The sequence below is a fragment of the Streptomyces sp. JH002 genome (genome assembly GCF_050916115.1).
Classification (GTDB): domain Bacteria; phylum Actinomycetota; class Actinomycetes; order Streptomycetales; family Streptomycetaceae; genus Streptomyces; species Streptomyces xiamenensis.
In genome coordinates this window covers 761,935-784,396 of record NZ_CP087989.1, presented here as the reverse complement: position 1 = coordinate 784,396, position 22,462 = coordinate 761,935, and the positions used below count along the sequence as shown (strand labels likewise).

The window sequence follows — 22,462 nt, the reverse complement described above, 5'->3', positions numbered from 1 at the left end:
GTTTCAGGAACGCATGGCCCGCCGGCCCCCACCGAACAGCGGCGAAGCCCGCCGCCCGCCCCAGGCCGGAGCCGGGGACCGGGGCCGTGGTCCGGCTTCGGCCGTGCACCCGCGAACCCCCCATCTCTCCTCCAGCCCGGGTCAGTTGTTCACCCACGACTTCCCGGTCGGGAGGAAGCCGCGATGCTCCACGCGATACAGAACAAGACCGATGCGGAAAAACCGTCGCCCTCACCCGTGGTGACGGTGGTGATGGCCGTCTACAACGGCATGCCGTATCTCACCGAGGCGCTGGAATCCCTGGAACGGCAGACCATCGGCGCCCAGCGGGTGGAGATCATCGCCGTCGACGACGGTTCCACCGACGACAGCGGCGCCGAACTCGATCGCTGGACCACCCGTCTTCCTCACCTGCGTGTCATCCACCAGGAGAACTCCGGCGGTCCCAGCGGTCCGCGCAACCTCGCCATCGACGAGGCCCGGGGCCGCTACGTCTTCATCGCCGACGCCGACGACGTGCTCGGTGACGAGGCACTGGAACGCATGGTGGGCATGGCCGAGGAGAACAGCAGCGATGTGGTGCTCGGCCGGATGGCCGGCCTGGGCGGGCGCGAGGTGTCCGTCCTCGCCTTCAAACACGCCGCCCGCGCCGACCTCTACACGTCCGACGTCTACCGCTCCCTCAACCCGCAGAAACTCTTCCGGCGCAGCCTCCTCAACGATCACGGGATCCGCTTCCCGGTCGACCTGTGGCTGGGCGAGGACCAGATGTTCTGCACCGAGGCCATGCTCGCCGCCCACGTCATATCCGTGGTCGGCGACTACGACTGCTACTACGCGCGGCGCCGCGAGGACGGCCAGCATCTGACCCTGCGCGACAGAAGCGCCTGGCAATCGGTGGAGCCCGTCAAGCGGGTGATGGACCTGATCGCCGAGCGCGTCACCGACACGGACAACCGCCGCCAGTTGCTCGCCCGGCACTTCCGGCAGATCATGGGCAAGGTCCTGCTGCCCGTCGCGGCCTCCGAGAAATTCGCCGGTGCCTTCCGCGACGACACCTACCGCTATGTGCGCGAGGTGTGCGACACCTACTGGGAACCGGAGATGATCCCGCATCTCCCCGCCCTCACCTGGCTGCGGCTGTACTGCTTCCTCGAAGGCCGCTACGCGCAGCTCGAAGTCCTCGCCCGGTTCGAGGAGCACAGCCAGAACCCCGAGATCGTCGAGAACGGCAGAGTCTTCCGCCCCTACCCCTTCTTCCGCGACCCGGCCGCCGGTCTCCCCGACGAGCTGTTCGAGATGACCGACCGGCTCAAGGCCCGGCACGCCGTCACCGGCGCGCGCTGGGACGGCGACACCCTGACCGTCAGCGGTCACGCCCGCATCGACGCCGTCTCCACCCGCGACGTCCGCACCCGGCTGCAACTGCGCGGCCGCGACGGCCGGCGCGTGTACGACCTCCCCACCCGGCACACCGCCACCCCGCAGCTCACCGAGGAGCACGGCAAACAGGGCCGCTACGACTTCGCTCTCGCCGGCTGGGAGGCCGAACTCGACCCGGGGACGGCAGCCGACGGCGGACCGCCCGAGCACGGGGTGTGGGACCTGTGGGCCGTCGTCGACATCCAGGGCGTCCGCCGCGAGGTACGGCTCGGCGCACCGGCCGGCCGCCCCGGCCAGTGGGTGATGCCCGCCGGCCGCATCCGGGCCGCCGGGGGCGACTCCGTCGTCCCGTACCGCACCAAGGGCGGCAAGTTCGCCCTCGACATCGGCGGCGGCGTACGCGGCCTCGCCGCGCAGGGCATGATCACGGACCAGCGCTGGGACGGGGAGGCCCTGCGCTGGACCGGAGCCGGCTGGATCGACAGCGTGCCGGGCGAGGGCGCCGAGCCGCAGCTCATCCTGCGCTCGCGCCAGTCCGGGCTCCAGGTGCTGGTGCCCACCCGGCGGGCCCACGTGCCGCGGACCGACCTGGACGCCGCGCCCGCGCACGGCGTACCCGCGGAGGTCGGCTTCACGGCGGAGGTGGACCCGCTGACCGCCGACGGCGGCAGCCCGCTGCCGCCCGGCGTGTGGGACCTGCACCTGCGGCTGACCGCCCCCGGCGTCACCCGGGAGACCCGGCTGCGGGCCGTCACCGGGCTGACCACCGAACAGCTGTGGCGGGTACGGCCCCTGAGCGACGCGGAGGGGCATCTGCGGCTGGTCACCCCGTACATGACCAAGAGCGGTCATCTCGCCATCGACTCCGGCGGGATCTACTTCACCCCGGAGAACCAGCTGCTGCTGGCCGAGGCCGCCCGGGACCCCGATTCGCGCCGGGAGTTCGTGGTGCGCGGGCGGGTCGGGGTCTACGGGGTACGCCCCGACGAGCTGCGGCTGCGGGTCACGGTCGGGGACGGCCCGCCGCGCACGATGGCCCTCGAACTGGCCCCGCCGCGTCCCGGGGATCCCGCGCCCCGGGCGGTCGGACCGGAGCGGAACGCGGACCAGTGGCCGGCGTTCACCGTGCGGGTCCCGGCCGGCGGCGGTCCCTTCCGCCGCCCCGCCGTCACCGTTCAGCTGGAACTGGCCACCGGCGGGCAGCTGTTCGCCTCACGCCCGCACACGGCGCGCTGAGCGCGGCCCGGCGGGAGGGCGCCGGGGCCCGGTGGAGTACCGGGCCCCGGCGGTGGCTCCGGATCAGTCGATCTCGGTCCAGGTGAACGCCACCTCGTCGCCGTCCGACACCAGGAACTGGCAGCCGCCGACCGGGGTCGCCGCGCCGTTCACCGAGATCAGCCAGAACTCGTCGGCGGTCTGCGTGATCCCGTCGATCTGGGTGACCAGGTAGTCGTCGAACGAGGCGTACCACACACCGTCCCAGCCGAAGCCGTTCTGCTGGGCGGCGTCGTCCAGCGCGGCGGTCGGGGTGGCACCCGGCTCCGGGTTGGCGCCCAGGTTGGTGCCGTCGCACAGGTGCGCCCCGCCGGTCAGCGGGGTGACGGTGTGTCCGGTGGTGGTCACCTCGTCGGAGAAGACCGTGCCGGCCGGGCCGGTGACGGTCAGCTGCACGGTCACCGGATCGGCGGCGGCGACGGTGCCGGTGGACGGGGCCGGAGCCGCGCCCACCAGGGCCAGCACGGCGGCGGCGGTCGCGGTGACGGTGGCGGTACGGAACATGGTTCTCCCTCGAACTCGAACGGAACGTACGGGACGGGCGGAAGAAGGCATCAGGGGCGGAGCGCGCCGCGCCGCCGCTGCCGGGCGAGGAGGTACACGCCCGAGCCGGCGGCCAGCAGCATGGCGGCTGCGGCCACCAGCGGCACCGGGTTCGCGCCGGTGTTCGCCAGCCCGCCGTCCGGGGTCAGCCCGCCGGCCGCCGCGCCGCCGGCGGTGGCGGTGCCGGAAGTGGCGGTGGACGAGGTACCGGAACCGTCGGTGTCGCCCGGGCCGCCGCTGGCGCCCTGGTCACCGGTGGCGCCGTCCGAGGCGCCGCCCGTCGCGTCGTCGCCCGAACCCCCGGTGTCCGTACCGGAGTCGGCACCGCCCTCGGAGCCACCGTCCAGGCCGCCGTCCGCACCCCCGTCGGCGCCGCCCGCGGTCACATCCGCGCCGCCGGCGTCCGCACCACCGGCCGCCGCGCCACCCGCGCCGCCGACCGTGCTGTCGCCGCCACCGTCACCGCCCTCACCCGGGCCGCAGGCGACGGGCGCCGTCTCCGCCGCGCCACCCGCGCCGTCGATGTCGCCCAGCGCCACCCCCGCCAGCGCCGGAATCACCTGGGCGGTCGCGCGCAGCGCCATGCCGTCGGCCACCGGCTCCATGTAGCCGACCGCGCCCCGGTCGGCCGCGACGGCCGAGCAGCCCACCTGCACACCGCGCAGCCAGGCCGTGCCGCGCTCGGCGGCGGCGTCCCGCCCACCGCCCGCCAGCGCCTGGACGGCGAGCGCGGTGGAGTTGGAGTTGGCGGCGCTGGCCGCGTTGTAGCCCCAGCCGCCGTTCTCCTGCTGCTGCGCCTCCAGCCAGTCCAGGCCGGGCGCGGCGTCCGCCGTACGGCCCACCGCCAGCAGCGCCTGCACCGCCATGCCGGTGCTGTCGGTGTCCGAGGTGCAGCGGTCCGGGTTGCGGCGCAGCGACAGCGGATAGCCGCCGTCCGCGCAGCGCGTGGAGGCCAGGAACTCCACGGTGCTGCCGGGGGCGCCCTCGGCCGTGCGGGCCAGCGCCAGCACCCCCAGGGACTGGGTGAACTGGTTGGACATGTCCCCGGCGGGCCCGGCGTCCGAGAACCGGCCGGTGTCCTGCACGCGGTCCAGCAGCAGCCCCGTCAGGTCGTGGCCGCCGAAGTCGGACAGGTCGCGGTGCTCGATCGCCGCGACCAGTGCCAGCTTGGCGGTGCCGCCCGCGTTGACCGCGTCCGGGTTGCCCCGGTGGATGTAGTCGCCGGCGTTCGCCGCCAGCCAGTCGGTGGCCCGCTCGGCGGTGTTGCCTGCGGTGCCGGTCGCGGCCAGGCCCATCACGATGTCGGCGGTCAGCCCGTGGTCGGCGGACGCGTGGGTGTCATCGGTGAGCTTGCCGACCGCCCAGGTGGCGGCGGCCTCGGCCGGGGACAGCAACTGCTGCGGCGTCTCGTCGGCGCGGGCCGTGGCGCCGGGCAGCGCCAGCGCGGTCGCTATCAGCGCGGCGGGCAGCACGGCTGCCGCGCGTCTGCGCAGGGTCCTCATCGGGTCATGGCTCCTTGATCGGTGGAAGAGGCGAAGGTGACGGGAACGTCGAAGGCGGCGCGGCGCGCGGCGCGGCGCAGGGTGGCCAGGACGGCGGGACCCAGCACGCACAGCGCGATCGCGTTGGTCACCGCCCGGCCGGTGTCCCAGCCGAAGGTGGAGGTGGCCAGGGTGTAGAGGAAGAAGGTGTGCAGGTTCTCCAGCGGGCCTGCCTCCGGGTCGAAGGACAGCTGGGTGCCGTCGCCCAGCGCGAACGGCCAGAACCACAGATTCATCAGGAAGCCGAAGACGTACGCCGCCACCACCCCGTACCCGGCCAGCAGCGCGATCTCCGCCCGCCCGGTCAGCCGGCGCGGCAGCAGCCCGGCGCCCAGGCCCACCCAGCCGGCGGCCATCATCTGGAACGGCAGCCACGGGCCGACCCCGGCGGTCAGCAGCGCGGAGGCGAACAGCGAGATGGTGCCCAGCGCGTAGCCGAAGCCGGGGCCGAAGACCCGCCCGGCGAGGATCAGCAGGAAGAACACCGTCTCGATGCCGGCGGTGCCGGCGCCCAGCGGGCGCAGTGCGGCGTTGACAGCGGCCAGCACCCCCAGCAGCGCGAGCGTCTTGGGGTCGATGCCGCCCTCGGAGATCTCCGCGAGGACGACGGCCAGGATCACCGGCAGCAGCAGCACGAACATGAGCGGGGCCTGCCCGGCGTGCGCCACCGCCTGGGGCTGCGGCGGCACCAGCAGCGGCCAGCAGAACATGCCGAGCCCGATCACCGAGGCCAGCGCGAGGACGACGGCGGCCCGGGGGCCGACCCGCAGCGCGGTGGCACGCGTGACCGTACGCGGGGCGCCGGTGTCTCCGGCGCCGCCCGCGCCGCCGGCCACGTCCATGCCCGGCCGCCTACCGTCGCCGCCGCGCACCGGGTCCGGCCGTGCCCCGCTCATCGGGTGGCCTCCCCGCTCGTGATCGGCGCGAGCGCAAGCGCCACCTGGTCGGGCGTCAGCCACGGCTGCGGCTTGAGGATCTTCGCCACCTGGGGCGCGAACGACGGGGAGGAACAGATCACGTCGGCCGTCGGGCCGTCCGCGACGATCTCGCCCTCCGCCATCACGGTCACCCGGTCCGCCGTGGCGGCCACGAACTCCACGTCATGGGTGGCGATCATCACCGCCCGGCCCTCCGCGGCCAGCTCCCGCACCACCTGCCCGAAGTGCCGCTTGGCGTGGTAGTCCAGGCCCCGGGTCGGCTCGTCCAGCAGCACCACGTCCGGCGCCGCCGTCAACTGCACCGCCAGCACCAGCGCGAGCCGCTGCCCCTCGGACAGGTCCCGTGGATGCCGCTCCCCGGGGATGCCGGGAGTCAGCAGGTCGAGCAGCGCGCGGCAGGTGCCCGGCGACGCCTCCGACTCGGCGTCGGCCTGCGCGCACTCGGCGTCCACCGTCTGCAGGTACAGCAGATCGGCCGCTGTCTGCGGCACCAGGCCCACCAGCGCCCGTGCCTCCCGCGCCGAGACCTCACCCGGGTCCGTGCCCTTGGCCGCCACCGCGACCTCGCCGGAACGGCGCGGGCCCGAACCTTGCAACGCCCACAGCAGCGAGGACTTGCCGGAGCCGTTGCGGCCCATCAGCGCGATGACCTCCCCGCCCCGTGCCTCCAGATCCACCTCGCGCACCGCGATGTGCTCCCCGTAGGTCACGGTGACCTTCCGTGCCGTCAGCGCGACCGCGCCGCCGCCCACCGCGCGCGGCTGCGGAGGCCGCAGCCCCGCGAGGCGCTCGCGCAGCCCGGCGGCGTGCCGGCGGGCGTCGCGCACCGACAGCGGCAGTGGGTCCCAGCCGGCGATCCGTCCCAGATGAACGATCGGCGGGGCGATGTCGGACTCCGCGATCAGCTCGGCGGGCGTCCCGGACCGTACGCTGCCGTCCCCCGGCAGGTACAGCAGCCGGTCCGCGTACTGGAGCACGCGCTCCATGCGGTGCTCGGCGATCACCACCGTGGTGCCCAGATCGTGCACCAGCCGCAGGATCGCCGACAGCACGTCCTCGGCCGCCGTCGGGTCCAGGGCGGAGGTCGGTTCGTCCAGCACCAGGACGGAGGGGTGCGCGGTGAGTACCGCGCCGATCGCCACCCGCTGCTGCTGGCCGCCGGAGAGGGTACGCAGCGGGCGGTGCCGCAGCTCCGCGATGCCCAGCAGGTCCAGGGTCTCCTCGACCCGCTTGCGCATCGTGTCCTGGCCGATCGCCAGCTGCTCCATGCCGTAGGCGAGTTCCTCCTCGACGGTGTCGGTGACGAACCCGGCCAGCGGGTCCTGGCCCACCACGCCCACCAGATGCGCGAACTCCTGCGGCGGCCGGGACTGTGTGCTCTGCCCGGCGACCGTCACCCGGCCGCGCAGTTCACCGCCGGTGAACCGGGGGACCAGGCCGTTGACGGCCCCCAGCAGGGTGGACTTCCCCGAGCCGGTACGCCCGGCGATCAGGCACAGCTCGCCCTCCTCGACGCGCAGATCGACCCCGGCCAGGGTGGGACGGGCGGCGCCGTCGTAGCGGAAACTCACCGAGTCGAACGTGATCATGCGCGGGTCTTCTCCTCACGGGCCGCCGCGTCCTGCGGTGCGGCGGCCTGCTGCGGGGGTGTGGACGGAGTCGGGGACGGGGGCGGTGGCGTGAGGAAGGCGGGCAGCAGCCCCACCAGGACGGCGACGGCCGGCAGCGCGGCCACCTCGGGCCAGCTCAGCGGGGAGAGCGAGGGATAGAGATTGGCCGGGTCCACCCGGGTGCTCACGTACATGAGCGCGCCGGCGGTGAGTCCGGAGCCGGCGGCCAGGAGTTCGCCGGTGCGCCACCGGTCGGGCCGGTAGCTGCTGCGCCGCACCCGGCGTCCGCCGAGGAGGAAACCGGTCACGGCGAGCGCGAGGCCGCCCAGCAGCAGTGGCAGCCCCAGCAGCCGGGAGGCGGAGGGGTCGAGCGTCCCGTACAGGCCGGCGCACACGCCCAGCAGACCGCCGATGACCAGCAGTCCGGTGAGCAGCCTGGCCCGGGGCGCGGTGGCGCCCAGCCGCCCGTAGCCCCGGGAAGCCATGGCGGCGGCGAGGGCGAGGGAGCGGCTCAGCGCGTCTTCGAGAACGGGGATGAGGATGCCGCGCAGGGCACCGCGCCCCTTGCCGGAGGCGCCGCGCAGCCGGCGGGCGCGGCGCACCCGCTGCACGCTCTCGATCAGCTGCGGGGCGACGGTGAGGGCGACCACGACGGAGGTGCCGATCTCGTACAGCGCGCCGGGCAGGGACTTGAGCAGCCGTTTGGGGTTGGCGAGGGCGTTGGCGGCGCCGACGCAGATCACCATGGCGGCGAGCTGGAGGCCGTCGTACACCCCGCCCAGGAGTTGTTCGGCGGCGACCGGCCCCAGCAGCCTGATGCCGGCCGCGGCCTCGGGGAGCGGGATCTCGGGGAGCGTGAACAGGATGGTGGAGCCCTGGCCGCCGCCGAAGACGATGCGGAACAGCACCCGCATCACGACGATGAAGGCGCCGAACAGCAGGTACATCCGGAAGGACAGCGCCCAGGGCGCGTCGGTGCGGCGGCTGACGACGACGTAGCCGGCGACGGCGATGACCAGCAGGAGCAGCACCGGGTTGGTGGTGCGGCTGGCGGCGACGGCGAGGCCGAGCGCCCACAGCCACCAGGCGCCGGGGTGCAGGGCGCGGGGGAGAGGGGTGATCACTGGTCGGTGGCCGTATCCGTGGTGCTGGTGGGGGTGGTGGAGCCGGTGGGGGCGTTCGCGGCCGGGCGGCGGCGCCAGGCGGTGAGTCCCGCGCCGGCGGCCAGGGCGGTGGCCAGGCCGATGGCGGCGAGGGTGCCGGTGGACGGGCCGCCGGAGCCGGCGGTGGCGGAGGGGTCGTGGGCGTCGTCCTGGCCGCTCCACTCGGCCGCCTCGGTGGGGGCGGGAGCGGGGGCGGTCTCCTCGGCGGCGGGGTCTTCCGCGGCCGTCTCGTCCCCGTCCCGGTCCGCGTCCGTGTCCTCGTCCTCCCGCTCGGCCCCGTCCGGGGCGTCGGGGTCCTCGGCATCCGGCGCGTCGCCATCGGGAGCGTCCTGCGGGGGATCACCGCCGGGGGCGCCCGCGGCGGTGCCGTCCTGGCCGCCGGTGGCCGAGCCGCCGGAGGCGGCGTCGCCCCCGGACCCGCCGCCGTTCGAGCCCCCGGAGCCGCCCGAGCCGCCGGGCGTCCCGGAGCCGCCGCCGGACGGGCTGCCGCCCGAGGCGGCGCCTCCGCCGCCGGTGCCCCCGCCGGGGGAACCACTGCCGCCGCCGTCACCGCCGCCGTTGTCGGCCGGGCGCTGCGGGGCGACGCCGGGCGGCGACGCCATCTCGTCCTCGTCATCGGTCAGCGCGAACGACCAGCCCTCGATGCTGCCCTCGGGCGGCGTGCGGTAGGTGGCGCCGCGCTGGCTGTACGTCCACGCGCCGCCGTTGGGGGCGTGCCAGTACGACCAGTACGCGGTGGCGGGCGGGGTGTCCACGCAGCTCTCGCTGTCGGCGCCCGGCCGGCCGTTGATACGGCAGATGAACGCGTCGCCCCAGCGGGTGGTGCCGCCGACCTCGAAGCCGGCGTTGCGCAGCGCCGCGAGACCGTCCGCCTGGGGCCCGGGGGCACAGCGCACGATCCGGCCGCCGCCCAGCCGCTGGAAGTCGACCACCACGGTGACGCCGCTGCTGTCCGGGCAGAACCCGGGGGTGCCGGCGAGCGCGACCCGGCCGGACGGGGCCGCTGCCGCCGCCGTACCGGCCGGCCCGCCCAGCGCGGCCAGCAGGCCGAGCAGCAGGCAGGCGGCCATGACACGTGCTCGGGCGCGGGCGTGGCCCCGGACGCGGGCGACGGGCATCGGATGCCTTTCCATCGGACCGGCGCGGTGCGTGGCGGGGCCCGGCATCCGCCCGCACGAGAAGACCCCTGGCGCGCATTTCGGTGACGAAAGCGGCAGGGGCCTACCAGCCGGGACGGGCTGAGGGCTCCACGCTGCGGACCGTGACAGTGAGAAGCGGGTGTTCACGCCGGCGAGCCGAGTGATCCGACTCACGACGCGGAACGTCGCACACGGTTGCAGGTCAGCGCCGGATTCGCACCGGCTTCCCTCGGTCGTCAACGCATGAAGTTATGGATCCCCCGAAAGACGGAATCTCCGCCAGAATAGGCCGCCCACCACGGATTTGACCAGACCTTTATCTGCGCTCCGATGTGCTGGATCATGCAGGAACAACCATGCGCCGATCACGGAGCGGCCGACGCGGCCGGGGTGTGTGGTGATCCAGGAACGTAAGGACGCACATGAACGTCGCACGACGGGACGCCCAATACCTGGGTCCCGAACTGGAGTTCACCGAGGACGACGCACCGGACCTGGTGCGGGCGCTACAGCGCGCGGCCCGGCGAGCCCCCGACGCCGGTGTCATCACCGTGACCCCGGACGGGACGAGCAGCACCTTCCAGACCTATTCCGAATTGTTACTGCGAGCCCGGCGACTGCTGAGCGGACTGCGCGAGCACGGCGTGCGCCCCGGCGACCCGGTCGTGCTGTGCGGACTGCCGCTCGACGCGTTCTTCCCGGCGTTCTGGGCCTGTGTGCTCGGCGGTGCCCGGCCGGTGGCGATCGCCGACCGCGCCGAGGCCGGCGCCCCGGCCCTGAACCGGCTGCGCCAGGTCTGTGACCTGCTGGACGCTCCGCTGGTGCTCACCGACCGGAGCGGAGCGGCCGGTCTGAGCCGTACGGACCCCTCCCTGCGGGCCGTGGCCGCCGAGGACTGCGCCACGGGACCCGAAGCCCCCGACCTCGATGCCGATGCCGACGCCGGCATCGTCGTGCCGGACGGCGCGGACATCGCCGTGCTGATGCTCTCCTCGGGCAGCACCGGAGCCCCCAAGGCGGCACAGCTCACCCACCACGGCCTCGCCCTGTTCGCCGCGAGCAGCCGCCGGATCCTGGACCTCGGCCCGGAGGACACCACCGTCAACTGGCTGCCCGTGGACCACAGTGGCGCCTTCCTCCTCTACCACGTGCTCGCCGTCTTCACCGGGACGACCAACGTGCACGCGCCAACGGATCTGGTGCTGGCAGATCCGCTGCGCTGGCTCGACCTCCTCGAAACCCACCGGGCCACCCACAGTTGGGCCCCCGCCTTCGGCTTCTCCCTGGTCACCGAGGCGCTGGCGGCGCCCGGCGGGGCACGCGCGCGGGACCTGAGCCGGGTGCGGTCCCTGCTCAGCGGCGGCGAACGCATCGCCGAACCCGTCATGCGCCGCTTTCTCACCGCGACCGGCCCCTTCGGGCTGCGCGCCGAACACATCACGGCCGCCTGGGGCATGGCCGAGACGACCACCGCCATCACCTTCGGGCGGCTGGACCGGCCCGGCACCGTGCAGCGCGTCCTGCGCGGCAGCCTGACGGGCGAGGTCACCCCCGCGCCGCAGGACGCCCCCGAGAGCGAGGTCCTGACCTTCGTGGCCTGCGGCGCCCCGGCGCACAGGTCGGAGATCCGGGTGGTGGACGACGCGGGCCGGGTCCTGCCGGAGCGGTGGATCGGCCGGCTCCAGGTCTCCTCGCCACGGGTCATCCCCGGCTACGCCAACGCCCCGGAGGCGGACGCCATCGCCTTCCCGGACGGCTCGCGCTGGCTGGAGACCGGCGACCTGGCCTATCTGGCGGACGGACAGCTGGTGATGACCGGCCGCCGCAAGGACGTGATCATCCTCAACGGGCTGAACGTGCTCTCCCAGGAGGTCGAGGAGGCCGCCGCCTCCGCCGACGGGGTACGCACCGGCGATGTCGCCGCCTGCGGAGTGCCGGGGGAGGGCGACCAGGGGGAGAGCCTGGCGGTGTTCTTCGTCGGCGGCGCCGGCCCGGCCGCGGACGCTACGACCGCCCAGAAGATCAGGGCCGCCCTGTTCGGGCGACTGCGGCTCACGGCGGACCGGGTGATCCCGGTGCCGGCCGCCGACTTCCCGCGCACCCCGGCCGGCAAGATCCGGCGGGCGGAACTGCTGGAACGCCTGCTGGCCGGGGCCTTCGACGGCCCGGAGATACCCACCGGGGCCCCCGACGGCGGCCCCACGACATCCGCCCGCCCCGCCCACCAGGTCCCCGACGTGCGCACCGTGGTCGCCGACGAGGTCGCGGCCGTCCTGGGGCGGCCGGTCACGGGCGCGCAGGACACCCCGTTCTACGAACTCGGCCTGGACTCCATCCGCATGGTGCGCCTGCGCGCCCGGCTGGAGGAGGTCCTGGGACGGCCCGTGCCGCAGACCGCCCTGTTCGAACACCCCACGGTGACGGCGCTGGGCGCCCGGCTGGCCGAGGACTCCGGCCCGGTGCCGGCCCCGAGCGCCCCCGAAGCGGCGCGCACCGAGGCCCCCGACCGGCGGATCGCCGTCATCGGCATGGCCGCCCGCTTCCCCGGCGCCGCCGACACCGACGCCTACTGGCGCAACCTGTACGAGGGTGTCGACAGCGTCCACACCTTCGCCGGGCGGGACGGTGACCGGATCAAGGTCATCGGCGCGCTCGACGGCATCGACGACTTCGACGCCGAATCCTTCGGCATCGCCCCGCGCGAGGCCGGCGCCACCCACCCCGCCCACCGGCTGTTCCTGGAGATCTGCCGCCGGGCGCTGGAACACAGCGGCCACGCCGGGGACGAGGGCGACCAGCGGATCGGGGTGTTCGCCGGCAGCGGGATGCAGCTGTACGGCCACCAGGAGGGCGGCCCCGGGAGCGGCGCCGCCGCCGGCGACCCGGTGGAGGCCATGCAGTGGGCGATGGGCACCCAGCCCGACTTCCTCGCCACCCGCGTCGCCTACCGGCTCGGGCTCACCGGACCGGCCATCGGCGTCCAGACCGCCTGCTCCTCCTCCCTGGTCGCCGTGCACCTCGCAGCGCAGTCACTGCTCAGCGGCGACGCCGACATGGCACTGGCGGGAGCCGCCGCCGTCCACCCCGCGCAGGACACCGGCTACCGCTCGCACCCCGGATCGATCCTGTCGCCCAGTGGCCGCTGCCGCCCCTTCGACGCAGCGGCGGACGGCACGGTGGGCGGCAACGGCGTCGCCGCCGTGGTGCTCAAGCGCCTCGACCGGGCGCTGGCCGACGGCGACACCGTGCACGCCGTGATCCTCGGCTCGGCCGTCAACAACGACGGCTCGGGCAAGGTCGGATTCAGTGCCCCCGGAGTGGCGGGCCAGGTGGCGGTGGTCCGCGACGCCTTGCGGGCGGCCGGCATCACCGGCGACACCGTCTCCTACGTCGAGGCCCACGGCACCGGTACGGCGCTGGGCGACCCGGTGGAGTTCGAGGCACTCTCCCGCGCCCTGGGCGAGGGGACGGACCGCACCGGCTTCTGCGCCGTCGGCTCGGTGAAGTCGAGCATCGGCCATCTCGACACCTGCGCCGGCATGGCGGGGCTGATCAAGACCGTCCTGATGCTGCGTCACCGCACCCTGCTGCCGACGCTGCACCTGCGCACCCCGCACCCCGCGCTGCCGCTGACGGACGGCCCGCTCACCCTGGCCACCGCACGCGGGGCCTGGCAGCCCCGGCCCGGCATCCCGCGCCGGGCCGGCGTGAGCGCGCTGGGCGTGGGCGGCACCAACGCCCACGTGATCCTGGAGGAGGCACCGCCGGTGCCTGCGCGCGAGGAGGCGGCGGCACGCCCCGTTCTGCTGCCCCTGTCGGCGCGGGACACCGCCGCCCTGTCCGAACTCGCCACGGAACTCGCCGCCCACCTGCGGCAGCACCCCGGTCTCGACCCGGCGGACGTGGCCACGACCCTGACCCTGGGCCGGACGCACCACACCGGCGCCCGCGCGGCCGTCATCGGCGAGAGCGCCGGGGAACTCATCGCCGCCCTGGAGAGCCTGGAGCCGGGCCACTCGCCCGCTCCCGCGCCCGGCCGGCTGGCCTTCGCCTTCTCCGGCCAGGGCGCACCGGCGGGCACCCTGGAGGCCCTGGCGGCCGACCTGGCCGTGACCCAGGACGCACCGCAACCCCTCCTGTTCGCCGCGCAGACGGCCCTGGTGGAACGGTGGGCGTCGCTCGGCGTGCGACCGGACGTGGTGCTCGCCCACAGCCTCGGCGAGTACGCGGCCCTGTGCGCGGCCGGCGGGCTGAGCGCGGCCGACGCGCTGTACCTGACGACGGAACGCGGCAGCCTGATGCGCCGGCTGGCCCCGCCCGGAGGGGCGGTGGCACTGCGCGCCGACCTGGCCACCGCCGAACGGATCGCCCGAGCGGGCGGCGTGGAGGTGGCGGCCGTCAACGGCCCGCGCTCCCTCGTGCTCTCCGGGGCGGAGCCGGCGATCGCGAGGACGCGGGAACTGCTGGACGCCGAGGGGATCCGCTGGCAAGCACTCCCGGTGGACCGGGCGTTCCACTCGGCGACGCTGGACGCGGCACTGGACGCGTTCCGCGAGCGGGCCGAGACGATCACGTTCACGCCGCTGCGGGTACCGCTGATCAGCGGCCTGGACGGCGAGATCAGGCCGGTGGGCTGGGTGCCCGACGCGGACCACCTCATCCGGCACGCCCGCCGCCCGGTCCGCTTCGACCTGGCCATGGCCACGGCAGCCCGCGAGGGGTACCAGGACTTCCTGGAGATCGGCCCCGGAGCCACCCTGGCGGGCCTGGGACGCCACTGCGTCCCGGACAGCCGCTGGCTGTCCGGACTGCTGCCCGCGCTGGCCGAGCTGTACCGCAGGGGCCACCCCCTGAACTGGCGGGCCCTGAACGCCGAAGGCGCCCGCGTCCCCCTCCCCGGACCCCCGCGCCGCCCCCGGACCTTCCCGGCGTGGCGGGCCGAAGGACCGGGCGACACCCCGCCGGTGCGGACCCCGGCACCGGCCGACGCGGCCACGGCCCATGGTGGCCCGGCATCCTCGGCCCCGGCGTCCGGCGCTGCCGCCTGCCGCGCGGAGGCCGGGCGGGCACCGTCATCGGACAACCTGAGTGAGGAGCGTGCACCGGTGCCCGAGGTGTCGGTCGATGGTCCGGGATCGCCCGGACCGGCGGGGGCGGCGCGGACCGACTCCGCCCGGGCGGACGGCGCCGTCGCGCCCGGAGGGGCCGGGCCGACCCCGCACGGAGCGCAGGCGCCCGCGCCCACACCCCCACCGGCCCCCTCACCCGGGGCCGAACCGTCCGCCGAGGCCGATGTGCTGGCGGTGGTCGCCGAGCTGACGGCGCGCAAACTCGGCGTGGAAGCCGCGGAGGTCCGCGCGGACTCCTCTTTCTTCGCCCTGGGCGCCGACTCGCTCGCGCTCATGGGAATGACGGCCGAACTGTCGCAGCGGTACGGCGTACGCGTCCCCGTACGCGACCTGTTCTCCGACGCGGACACCCCGCAGCGCCTCGCCGCCCTGATCACGGCCCGGGGCGGCACCGCACCACGGCCCACGGCCCCCGCGCCGTCCGCGCCTTCGGGTGGCACGGACGCCGCACCCGCGGTGGAGACGCCGTCCGCGGCGATATCCGCCGACGGGGCCGGCGCACCGGACCGGCCGGGCGGAGAACCCCTCCTGCCGGCCGCCGCTCCCGGCGGTGAGGCGCCGGCGGCCCCGGCACCGCAGGTGACCGGCGCGACGGCGGCCACCGAGGTGGTCGTCGAGCAACTGCGCACCACCCGTTACCTCGTGGACCAGGTGACCGGGCTGATGTCCCGCCAGCTCGACCTGCTCTCCGCCGGCAGCACGCCGGGCGAGCCGGCTGCCGCACCGGCCCCCTCGGCGGCCCGCGACCGGGATCCGGTTGCCGCGCTCCCGCCCGTGCCGGCCGCCGCACCCGAGCCCGTGGCGCCACCCACCGCCCCGGCCTCCTCGGTACCGGCACCCCGCCCCGCACCCGTGACCACCCGGGCCCCGGCCCCCACACCCACCGCCGCGCCCGCCGGTGCGCCCGATTTCAGTCTGTACTTCTTCGGCGACTATCCCGAGGAGCAGCAGCGCGACAAGTACGAACTCATCATGGCGGCCGGTGAGTTCGCCGACCAGCACGGCTTCCACGCCCTGTGGTTCCCCGAACGGCACTTCGACTCCTTCGGCGCGCTGTTCCCCAACCCCTCCGTGCTCGCCGCCGCACTCGCGGCCAGGACCCGGCGGGTACGGCTGCACGCCGGCTCCGTCGTGCTGCCGCTGCACCACCCGGCCCGGGTCGCCGAGGAGTGGTCCGTCGTGGACAACATCTCCGGCGGCCGGGCCGGCATCTGCGTCGCCAGCGGCTGGCACGCGCGGGACTTCTCGCTCGCACCCCAGAACTACGGCCGGCACCGCGAGCTGATGTACGAACAGCTGGAGACCGTGCGGCAGCTGTGGTCCGGCGACCCCGTGGAGGTCACCGCCGGAGACGGCACGGCCACCGAGATACGGCTGCACCCGCGCCCCCTCCAGGAACAACCGCCGCTGTACGTGGCCGTCGTCGGCAACCCGGACAGCTACCGCCGGGCCGCCCGCGAGGACCTCGGCATCGTCACCAACCTGATGGCGCAGACCGTCGAGCAACTCGCCGAGAACATCGCCCTCTACCGGCGCACCCGCGCCGAACACGGCCTGGACCCGGCGGCCGGACGCGTCGTGGTGCTCGTACACACCTTCCTCGGCGAGGACGCCGCGGCGGCCAGGGCCGAGGCGTACCAGCCCTTCCTCTCCTATCTGCGCTCCTCGCTCGCCCTGTTCAACCAGGTCACCAACAGCCTCGGCGTCGAGGTCGACCTGGAGAACACCGACCCCGAGGACGTCGACTTCCTGCTGGGCCGCGCCTACGAGCGGTACTGCGCCGACCGCGCCCTGATCGGCGACGAGAAGGACGCCGCCGCGACCGTCCGCTCCCTGACCGACGCCGGTGCCGACGAGATCGCCTGCTTCGTCGACTTCGGCGTGGCCCCCCGGCGGGTGCTCGACGCACTGCCGCTGCTCGACCGGCTGCGCACCTCCTTCCCCACCGGACGCCAGGCGTTGACCCCGGCCCAGCGGCGGATCTGGGTGCAGGAACAACTCCAGCCCGGCACCCGCATGTACCACGAGCCCAAGGCCATCCGCCTGGACGGCCCCCTGGACCCGGCCGCCGTACGGGGCGCCCTGGAGCGGGTCATCGCCCGCCAGCCGGCGCTGCGTACGGTCTTCCCCCAGTCCGACGGCGTCCCCCACCGGGAGGTGCGCGAGCACGTCACGGTCGAGCTGCCGGTGGACGACCACAGCGGCGCCACCGAGGAAGAAGCTTTGCGCGCGGTGCTCGACCGCACCGCGGGCGAGGTCCTCGACCTCGCCCGGGGCCCGTTGCTGGCCGCCCGGCTGCTGCGCCTGGCACCGGAGCGGCACCTGCTGTTCCTCGTCGTCCACCACCTGGTCGTGGACTCCGCCTCCACGGCCGTCCTCGCCCGCGACCTCACCGCTGAGCTGCGGTCCTGGCCGCTGCCCGCCGGCCTGCCACCGCTCGCCCCGTCCGCCGTCCCGCCGCCACCGGGGCCCGAACGGATCGCCGCCGACCTGGAGTTCTGGCGCGGTGAACTCGCCGGTGTGCCCGACCTGACGCTGCCCACCGACCACCCGCGCCCGGCGGTGCGCACCGGCGCCGGGGCCGCCCTCAGCCACGAGCTGGACGGCGCGCTGATGGCGGACCTGGGCCGGTACTGCGCCGAGCGGCGCGCCACCGTCTTCATGGCCATGACCGCCGCCATCGGTGCGGTGCTCGGCCGCTTCAGCGGCACCACCGACCTCGTCCTCGGGACGGCGGTCGACGCCCGGCCCCCGGACGCCGCGCACGAGGTCGGACTCTTCCTCGACACCGTCGCGCTGCGCGTCGACCTCAGCGGCGACCCCGACTTCGGGACGGTGCTGCACCGGGTGCGGGACCGCAGCACGGCCGCCTACGAACACCGCGAGGTGCCCTTCGACGACCTGGTGCGCGCCCTGAACCCGCGCCGCGACCCGGGCCGCAACCCGCTGTTCCAGGTGATGGTGGAGTACGAACGGCAGACCGCGTCCGACCTGCTCGACGTACCCAGCGACCGCGCGCCGTTCGACCTCAGCTTCTACCTCACCCACCACGGTGACGGGTTGCGGTTCATGGCCGAGTACGACACCGCGCTCTTCACCGAACGCACCGTGCGCCGGCTGATCGGCTCCGTCGAGCAGACGCTGCGGCACGTCCTGCGGACCCCGGACGCCCCGCTGTCCGAACTGACCGCGCCGACCGACGCCGACCGGGCCGAACTGCTCGCCCACCACACCCCGGAACCGCCCGCCCACCCCGGCGCGGACGACACCCTGCACGCGCTGTTCGAGCGGCAGGCGGAGCGGACCCCGGACGCCCCCGCCCTGCGCACGGCGGCCGACGGCACCACCGTCACGTACGGCGAACTGCGCGAGCGTGCCCACGCCCTCGCCCATCTGCTGCGCGCCCAGGGCGCACGGCGCGGCGAGCGGGTCGCCGTGCTGCTGCCGCGCGGCCCCGAACTGATCACCGCGCTGCTGGCGGTCCTGGGCAGCGGCGCCGCCTATCTGCCGCTCGACCCCGCGCTGCCGGCGGCCCGCCTGGCGGAGCTCGCGCGGGACGGCGGGCCCACGCTGCTGCTCAGCGGCGCGGGGCTGCCCACCGAGCAGTACGGTGCCCTCGCCGCGGAGACCGGCGTGCCCGTGCTGCTCATGCCGCGGACCCTGGACCCGGCCGGCGCCCAGACGGGGCCGCCGGCAGATCCCGCCGGCCCCGACGACCCGGCGTACTGCCTCTACACCTCCGGCTCCACCGGCCGCCCCAAGGGCGTGATCGTGCCGCACCGCGGCCCGGCCATGCTGGTACGCGGCCATCTCGCAGCGCACCCCGCGCTGCGCACCCTCCAGTGGACCTCGCCCGCCTTCGACGTCAGCGTGCAGGAGATCTTCACCACCCTGGCGGCCGGCGCCGAACTCGTCCTGATCGACGAGGCGGTACGGCACGACCCGGCCGCCGTCGCGGCGGCGGTGCGCGAGCACGCGATCGAGCGGATGTTCATGCCCTGCACCCCGCTGCGCTATCTGATGGAGACGGAACCCCGCCTGCCGTCCCTGCGCGAGCTGTTCTCGGCCGGGGAACCCCTGGAACTCACCCCCGCCTTCCGGCGCTTCCGCGCCGCGCATCCGCGGTGCGAGCTGTTCAACCAGTACGGGCCCACCGAGGGGTCGATCGTCGTCACCTCGCACCGGGTGAGCGAGGACCGGCCGCCGATCGGCCGCCCGCTCCCCGGGGTACGGATCCGGCTGCTGGACGCCGCCGGGGCCGAGGTCCCGGTGGGCGCGGTCGGCGAGATCGAGATCGGCGGCCCTGCGGTGGCGCACGGCTACCACCGCAGGCCCGACGAGAGCGCCGCCGTCTTCTCCACCGGCCCGGACGGCGTGCGGACCTACCGCACGGGGGATCTCGGCCGCTGGCAGGCGGACGGCACCCTCGCCTTCCTGGGGCGCACCGATGACCAGGTGAAGATCCGCGGGTTCCGGGTGGAACCGGCCGAGGCGCGGGCGGCGCTGACCCGGCTGCCCGGAGTCCGGGAGGCGGCGGTGCTCGCCCGCCGCGACCGGCGCGGTGAGGCCGAACTGGTCGCGTACGTGGTGACGGAGCCGGGGACGGACACCGGCACACTGCGGGCCGCGCTCCGCGACGTCCTGCCGGGGCATCTGGTGCCCCGGCACTGGGTGCCGCTGGAGCGGCTGCCGGTCAACGCCTCGGGCAAGCTGGACCGGGACCGGCTTCCCGACCCGGCCCCCGCGACCGGCACGGGCGAGGACCCCGGTGAGCCGGTCGAGGAGCCCGGCACTCCGCTGGAGAAGTCGCTGCACGACCTGTGGTGCGACGAGCTGGACCTGCCGGGCGGGATCTGTGTCACCCGGTCCTTCTTCCAGCTCGGCGGCCACTCGCTGAGCGCCATCCGGCTGGTGCACCGGATGAACGAGGAGCACGGCCGTACCGGCCGGACACTCACGATGGCCGGTTTCTTCGGGGCCCCCACGGTCCGGGCCGCCGCCGCGCACTTCGAGACCGGGGCTGGTGCCGGGGACGAAAGCGGGATCGCGACGGACTCCGGTCCGCGCTCCGGCGCCGCGACCGGGCAAGAAGGGGAGCGCGGGGTGGAGACGGTGCCCGCGACGTCCCTGCTGCGGCGGCTGGCACAGCGGCACCGGGCGAACCCCAACCCGGCCGTCTACAACGTCGCCCACCGCCTGGAGCTGACCGGGGATCTCGACCCGGCCGCCCTGACCGGCGCGCTGCGCGCCCTGGTGGCGCGGCACGCCGCGCTGCGGCTGCGGCTGAACGGCGAGCGGGCCGAGTTCCCGGCGGACGTTCCCTTCGACGTCCCCGTGGTGGACCTGACCGGGGCGGAGGCCGACGCCTTTTGCCAGGAGGCCGCAGGGCAGCCCTTCGACCTGGAGCGGGCCCCGCTGTTCCGCTTCCGGCTCGGCCGCCTCGCCCCGGACCGCTGGTTGCTGGTGGTGGTGCTGCACCACGCCGTCTGCGACGGCTGGTCCATGGGACTCCTGTGGCGCGACATGTCCGCCCTGTACGCGGGCCGGACCCTGCCGCGGCCGGCGGCCGACTTCCCGGAGTACGCCCGCTGGGCGGCCGAGCAGGTGGCCGGGGAACGCCGCGCCGCACTGGAGCGGTTCTGGCGCGCCGAACTGGACGGGGTGCCGCTGCGGCCCGTACTCCCCTACGACCGCCCGCGCCCGCCGGTGCTGTCGGGACGGGGCGCGCTGCACACCTTCACCCTGGACGGCGAGCTGCCGGCCAGGATCCGGGAGACGGCCACGGAGCTGGGCGGCACCCCGTACACGGTGCTGGCCGGGGCGTTCGCCGTGTGGCTGGCCCGGCTCGGCGGACGGTCCGACGTGGTGCTGGCGGCGTCCAGCGCCAACCGGGTGGCCCGCCGGGAGCACGAGGAGGTGTTCGGCATGCTGGGCGAGGCGGTGGCGCTGCGCGCCCGGCTCCCCGAGGCGGACACGTTCGCCCATCTGGTGGCACGGCTGGGCCCCGCGCTGTTCACGGCGATGGACCATCAGGCGCTGCCGCTGGCGGAGGTGGTGCGGCTGGTGGCACCGGAGTACGGGGCCGGGCCGTTCCCCGCGGTGCTGTTCACGGTCGTGACCACCGAACCGCCCGCCGTGGAACTGCCCGGGGTCCGCACGACCGTACGGTCGCTGCCGGTCTCCGGCACCGCCCGGACCGAGCTGTACGTGGTGCTGACTCCGCTTCCGGACCGGCTGACCGTGACCCTGGAGTACTCCACGGACCTGTTCGACGCCGCCACGATCGAGACGTGGGGAGGTGATCTCGCCGACCTGCTGGCGCGGCTGCTGGCCGATCCGCACGCCCCGCTGCCCGGCACCGGCGCGGACGACGCGCGGTAGGGTCGGGCGCCGGCGGCACGGCATCCGTGCCGCCGGCGGCGATCGAGCGGACAAGGGGCCGGCATGGCACGGGGGAGCGGCAGAGCGGACACCTGGCTGATCGTGCTCGGGCAGAGCAGCCAGGCGCTCGGCATGGGCGGCATCGCCCTGTTCCTGCCGCTCATCCGCGAGGACCTGGGGCTGTCCTTCGCGCAGGCCGGGCAGCTCGCCGCCATCGCGACGCTCGTGTACGCCCTGATGCAGGTGCCCGCGGGCTGGCTGACGGACCGCTACTCGCCGAAGCTGCTGTTCTGCGTGGGGGTGGTGGGCACCAACGCGATGGCGCTGGCCTTCGCGGTCCTCCACCCCTACGGCTGGCTGCTGGCGGTGCAGGCGGTGTCGGGACTGTTCCGCTCCCTGATCTTCGCCCCGGGCATGATGCTCATCAGGGAGCAGTTCCCGGCCGACCGCAAGGCCACGGCGATGGGCCTGTACGTGGCGGGCGGCTTCGCCTCCAGCGTGCTGCTGAACACCCTGGGCCCGCTGGTGGTCGGCCCGCTCGGCTGGCGCTGGCTGTTCGTGATCTTCGGCGCGACCGGGGTGCTGTGGGCGGTGCTCTACCACCGGGTGGGCACCGATCCGCACCGCGAACCCGGGTCCTTCCCCCGGCTCACGGAGATCCGGCGCCTGTTCGGGCATCCGGCGCTGTGGCTGATCGGCGTCATCCAGTTCGCCCGCCTGGCCACCGCGCAGGGACTGGCCTTCTGGCTGCCGAGCTATCTGGTGGCCGAGCACGACATGTCCCTGTCGGGGGCGGGGGCGATCGCGGCCGTCAGCGCGCTGATCACCGCGCCGTCCAATCTGCTGGGCGGCTGGTTCTCGGACCGGCTCGGCCGCCCGCTGCTGGTCATCACCATCGCGCTGACCGCGCTGTGCGCCTCGCTGGCCGTACTGCCGCTGGTGGACGGGGTGGTGCCGCTGCTGCTGGTGATCGGGGTGAACGCCCTGTTCGTCCAGCTGTACTTCGGACCGCTGTTCGGTGTGGGACTGCACTATCTGGGGCAGCGTACCGCGGGCTTCAGCTCCGGGTTCGGGAACTTCTGCGCCAACGCCGGGGGCTTCGCCGCCATTTCCGCGCTGGGCACGATCAAGGACAGCACGGGGTCCTTCACGCTGGGATTCCAGCTGCTGGCCGGTCTGTACGCCGCGGCCCTGCTCGCCGTCCTGGCCCTGACCCGCACCACCCCGCTGACCGAGCGCCCCGCCACCGAGCGGGCCCTCACCGCGCCCACCACCCCGGCACAGCCGGACCCCGAACCCGGCCGCTGACCGGCGCGCGCCCTCACCGCCGCCCCGGCGCCGTCAACGAGCCCGCACACCG

General features: G+C 74.9%; 9 protein-coding genes. 3 read left to right on the top strand and 6 right to left on the bottom strand.

Annotated features, from left to right (window positions below; all coding sequences use genetic code 11):
- Positions 1-183: 183 nt before the first annotated feature.
- On the top strand, positions 184-2,619 hold the full coding sequence (locus tag H7827_RS03200; RefSeq protein ID WP_432742501.1) for a glycosyltransferase: 2,436 nt from the start codon (positions 184-186) through the stop codon (positions 2,617-2,619).
- Positions 2,620-2,682: 63 nt separating this feature from the next.
- On the opposite strand, the gene H7827_RS03195 is transcribed toward H7827_RS03200, so the two are convergent.
- From H7827_RS03195 to H7827_RS03170, 6 genes are read right to left on the bottom strand one after another with little or no spacing between them, the layout of a single operon-like run.
- Positions 2,683-3,162, bottom strand: coding sequence for a DUF4430 domain-containing protein (locus tag H7827_RS03195; RefSeq protein WP_432742499.1), 480 nt, complete (start codon positions 3,160-3,162; stop codon positions 2,683-2,685).
- 50 nt (positions 3,163-3,212) lie between these two features.
- On the bottom strand, positions 3,213-4,703 hold the full coding sequence (locus H7827_RS03190; RefSeq protein ID WP_432742497.1) for a hypothetical protein: 1,491 nt from the start codon (positions 4,701-4,703) through the stop codon (positions 3,213-3,215).
- Complete coding sequence (locus H7827_RS03185; protein WP_432747926.1) at positions 4,700-5,584, bottom strand: ECF transporter S component; 885 nt, start codon at positions 5,582-5,584, stop codon at positions 4,700-4,702. Before H7827_RS03185 ends, H7827_RS03190 begins: the two co-directional genes overlap by 4 nt.
- 50 nt (positions 5,585-5,634) lie before the next feature.
- Positions 5,635-7,269 (bottom strand): ABC transporter ATP-binding protein, encoded by a 1,635-nt coding sequence (locus H7827_RS03180; protein WP_432742495.1) that lies wholly within the window; start codon positions 7,267-7,269, stop codon positions 5,635-5,637.
- Complete coding sequence (locus tag H7827_RS03175) at positions 7,266-8,414, bottom strand: CbiQ family ECF transporter T component (protein WP_432742493.1); 1,149 nt, start codon at positions 8,412-8,414, stop codon at positions 7,266-7,268. The genes H7827_RS03180 and H7827_RS03175 overlap by 4 nt, the downstream gene beginning before the upstream one ends.
- Complete coding sequence (locus H7827_RS03170) at positions 8,411-9,571, bottom strand: hypothetical protein (RefSeq protein ID WP_432742491.1); 1,161 nt, start codon at positions 9,569-9,571, stop codon at positions 8,411-8,413. Before H7827_RS03170 ends, H7827_RS03175 begins: the two co-directional genes overlap by 4 nt.
- A 443-nt stretch (positions 9,572-10,014) precedes the next feature.
- Between H7827_RS03170 and H7827_RS03165 the strand changes: the two genes are divergently transcribed.
- On the top strand, positions 10,015-21,102 hold the full coding sequence (locus H7827_RS03165) for an amino acid adenylation domain-containing protein (protein ID WP_432742489.1): 11,088 nt from the start codon (positions 10,015-10,017) through the stop codon (positions 21,100-21,102).
- A gap of 63 nt (positions 21,103-21,165) precedes the next feature.
- Positions 21,166-22,410, top strand: coding sequence for an MFS transporter (locus H7827_RS03160; RefSeq protein ID WP_432742487.1), 1,245 nt, complete (start codon positions 21,166-21,168; stop codon positions 22,408-22,410).
- Positions 22,411-22,462: the final 52 nt, after the last annotated feature.

Coding starts and splice junctions, on each gene's coding strand:
- H7827_RS03180 (WP_432742495.1), bottom strand. CDS start 7,269: ATGATCACGTTCGACTCGGTGAGTTTCCGCTACGACGGCGCCGCCCGT.
- H7827_RS03185 (WP_432747926.1), bottom strand. CDS start 5,584: ATGGACGTGGCCGGCGGCGCGGGCGGCGCCGGAGACACCGGCGCCCCG.
- H7827_RS03170 (WP_432742491.1), bottom strand. CDS start 9,571: ATGCCCGTCGCCCGCGTCCGGGGCCACGCCCGCGCCCGAGCACGTGTC.
- H7827_RS03190 (WP_432742497.1), bottom strand. CDS start 4,703: ATGAGGACCCTGCGCAGACGCGCGGCAGCCGTGCTGCCCGCCGCGCTG.
- H7827_RS03160 (WP_432742487.1), top strand. CDS start 21,166: ATGGCACGGGGGAGCGGCAGAGCGGACACCTGGCTGATCGTGCTCGGG.
- H7827_RS03200 (WP_432742501.1), top strand. CDS start 184: ATGCTCCACGCGATACAGAACAAGACCGATGCGGAAAAACCGTCGCCC.
- H7827_RS03165 (WP_432742489.1), top strand. CDS start 10,015: ATGAACGTCGCACGACGGGACGCCCAATACCTGGGTCCCGAACTGGAG.
- H7827_RS03195 (WP_432742499.1), bottom strand. CDS start 3,162: ATGTTCCGTACCGCCACCGTCACCGCGACCGCCGCCGCCGTGCTGGCC.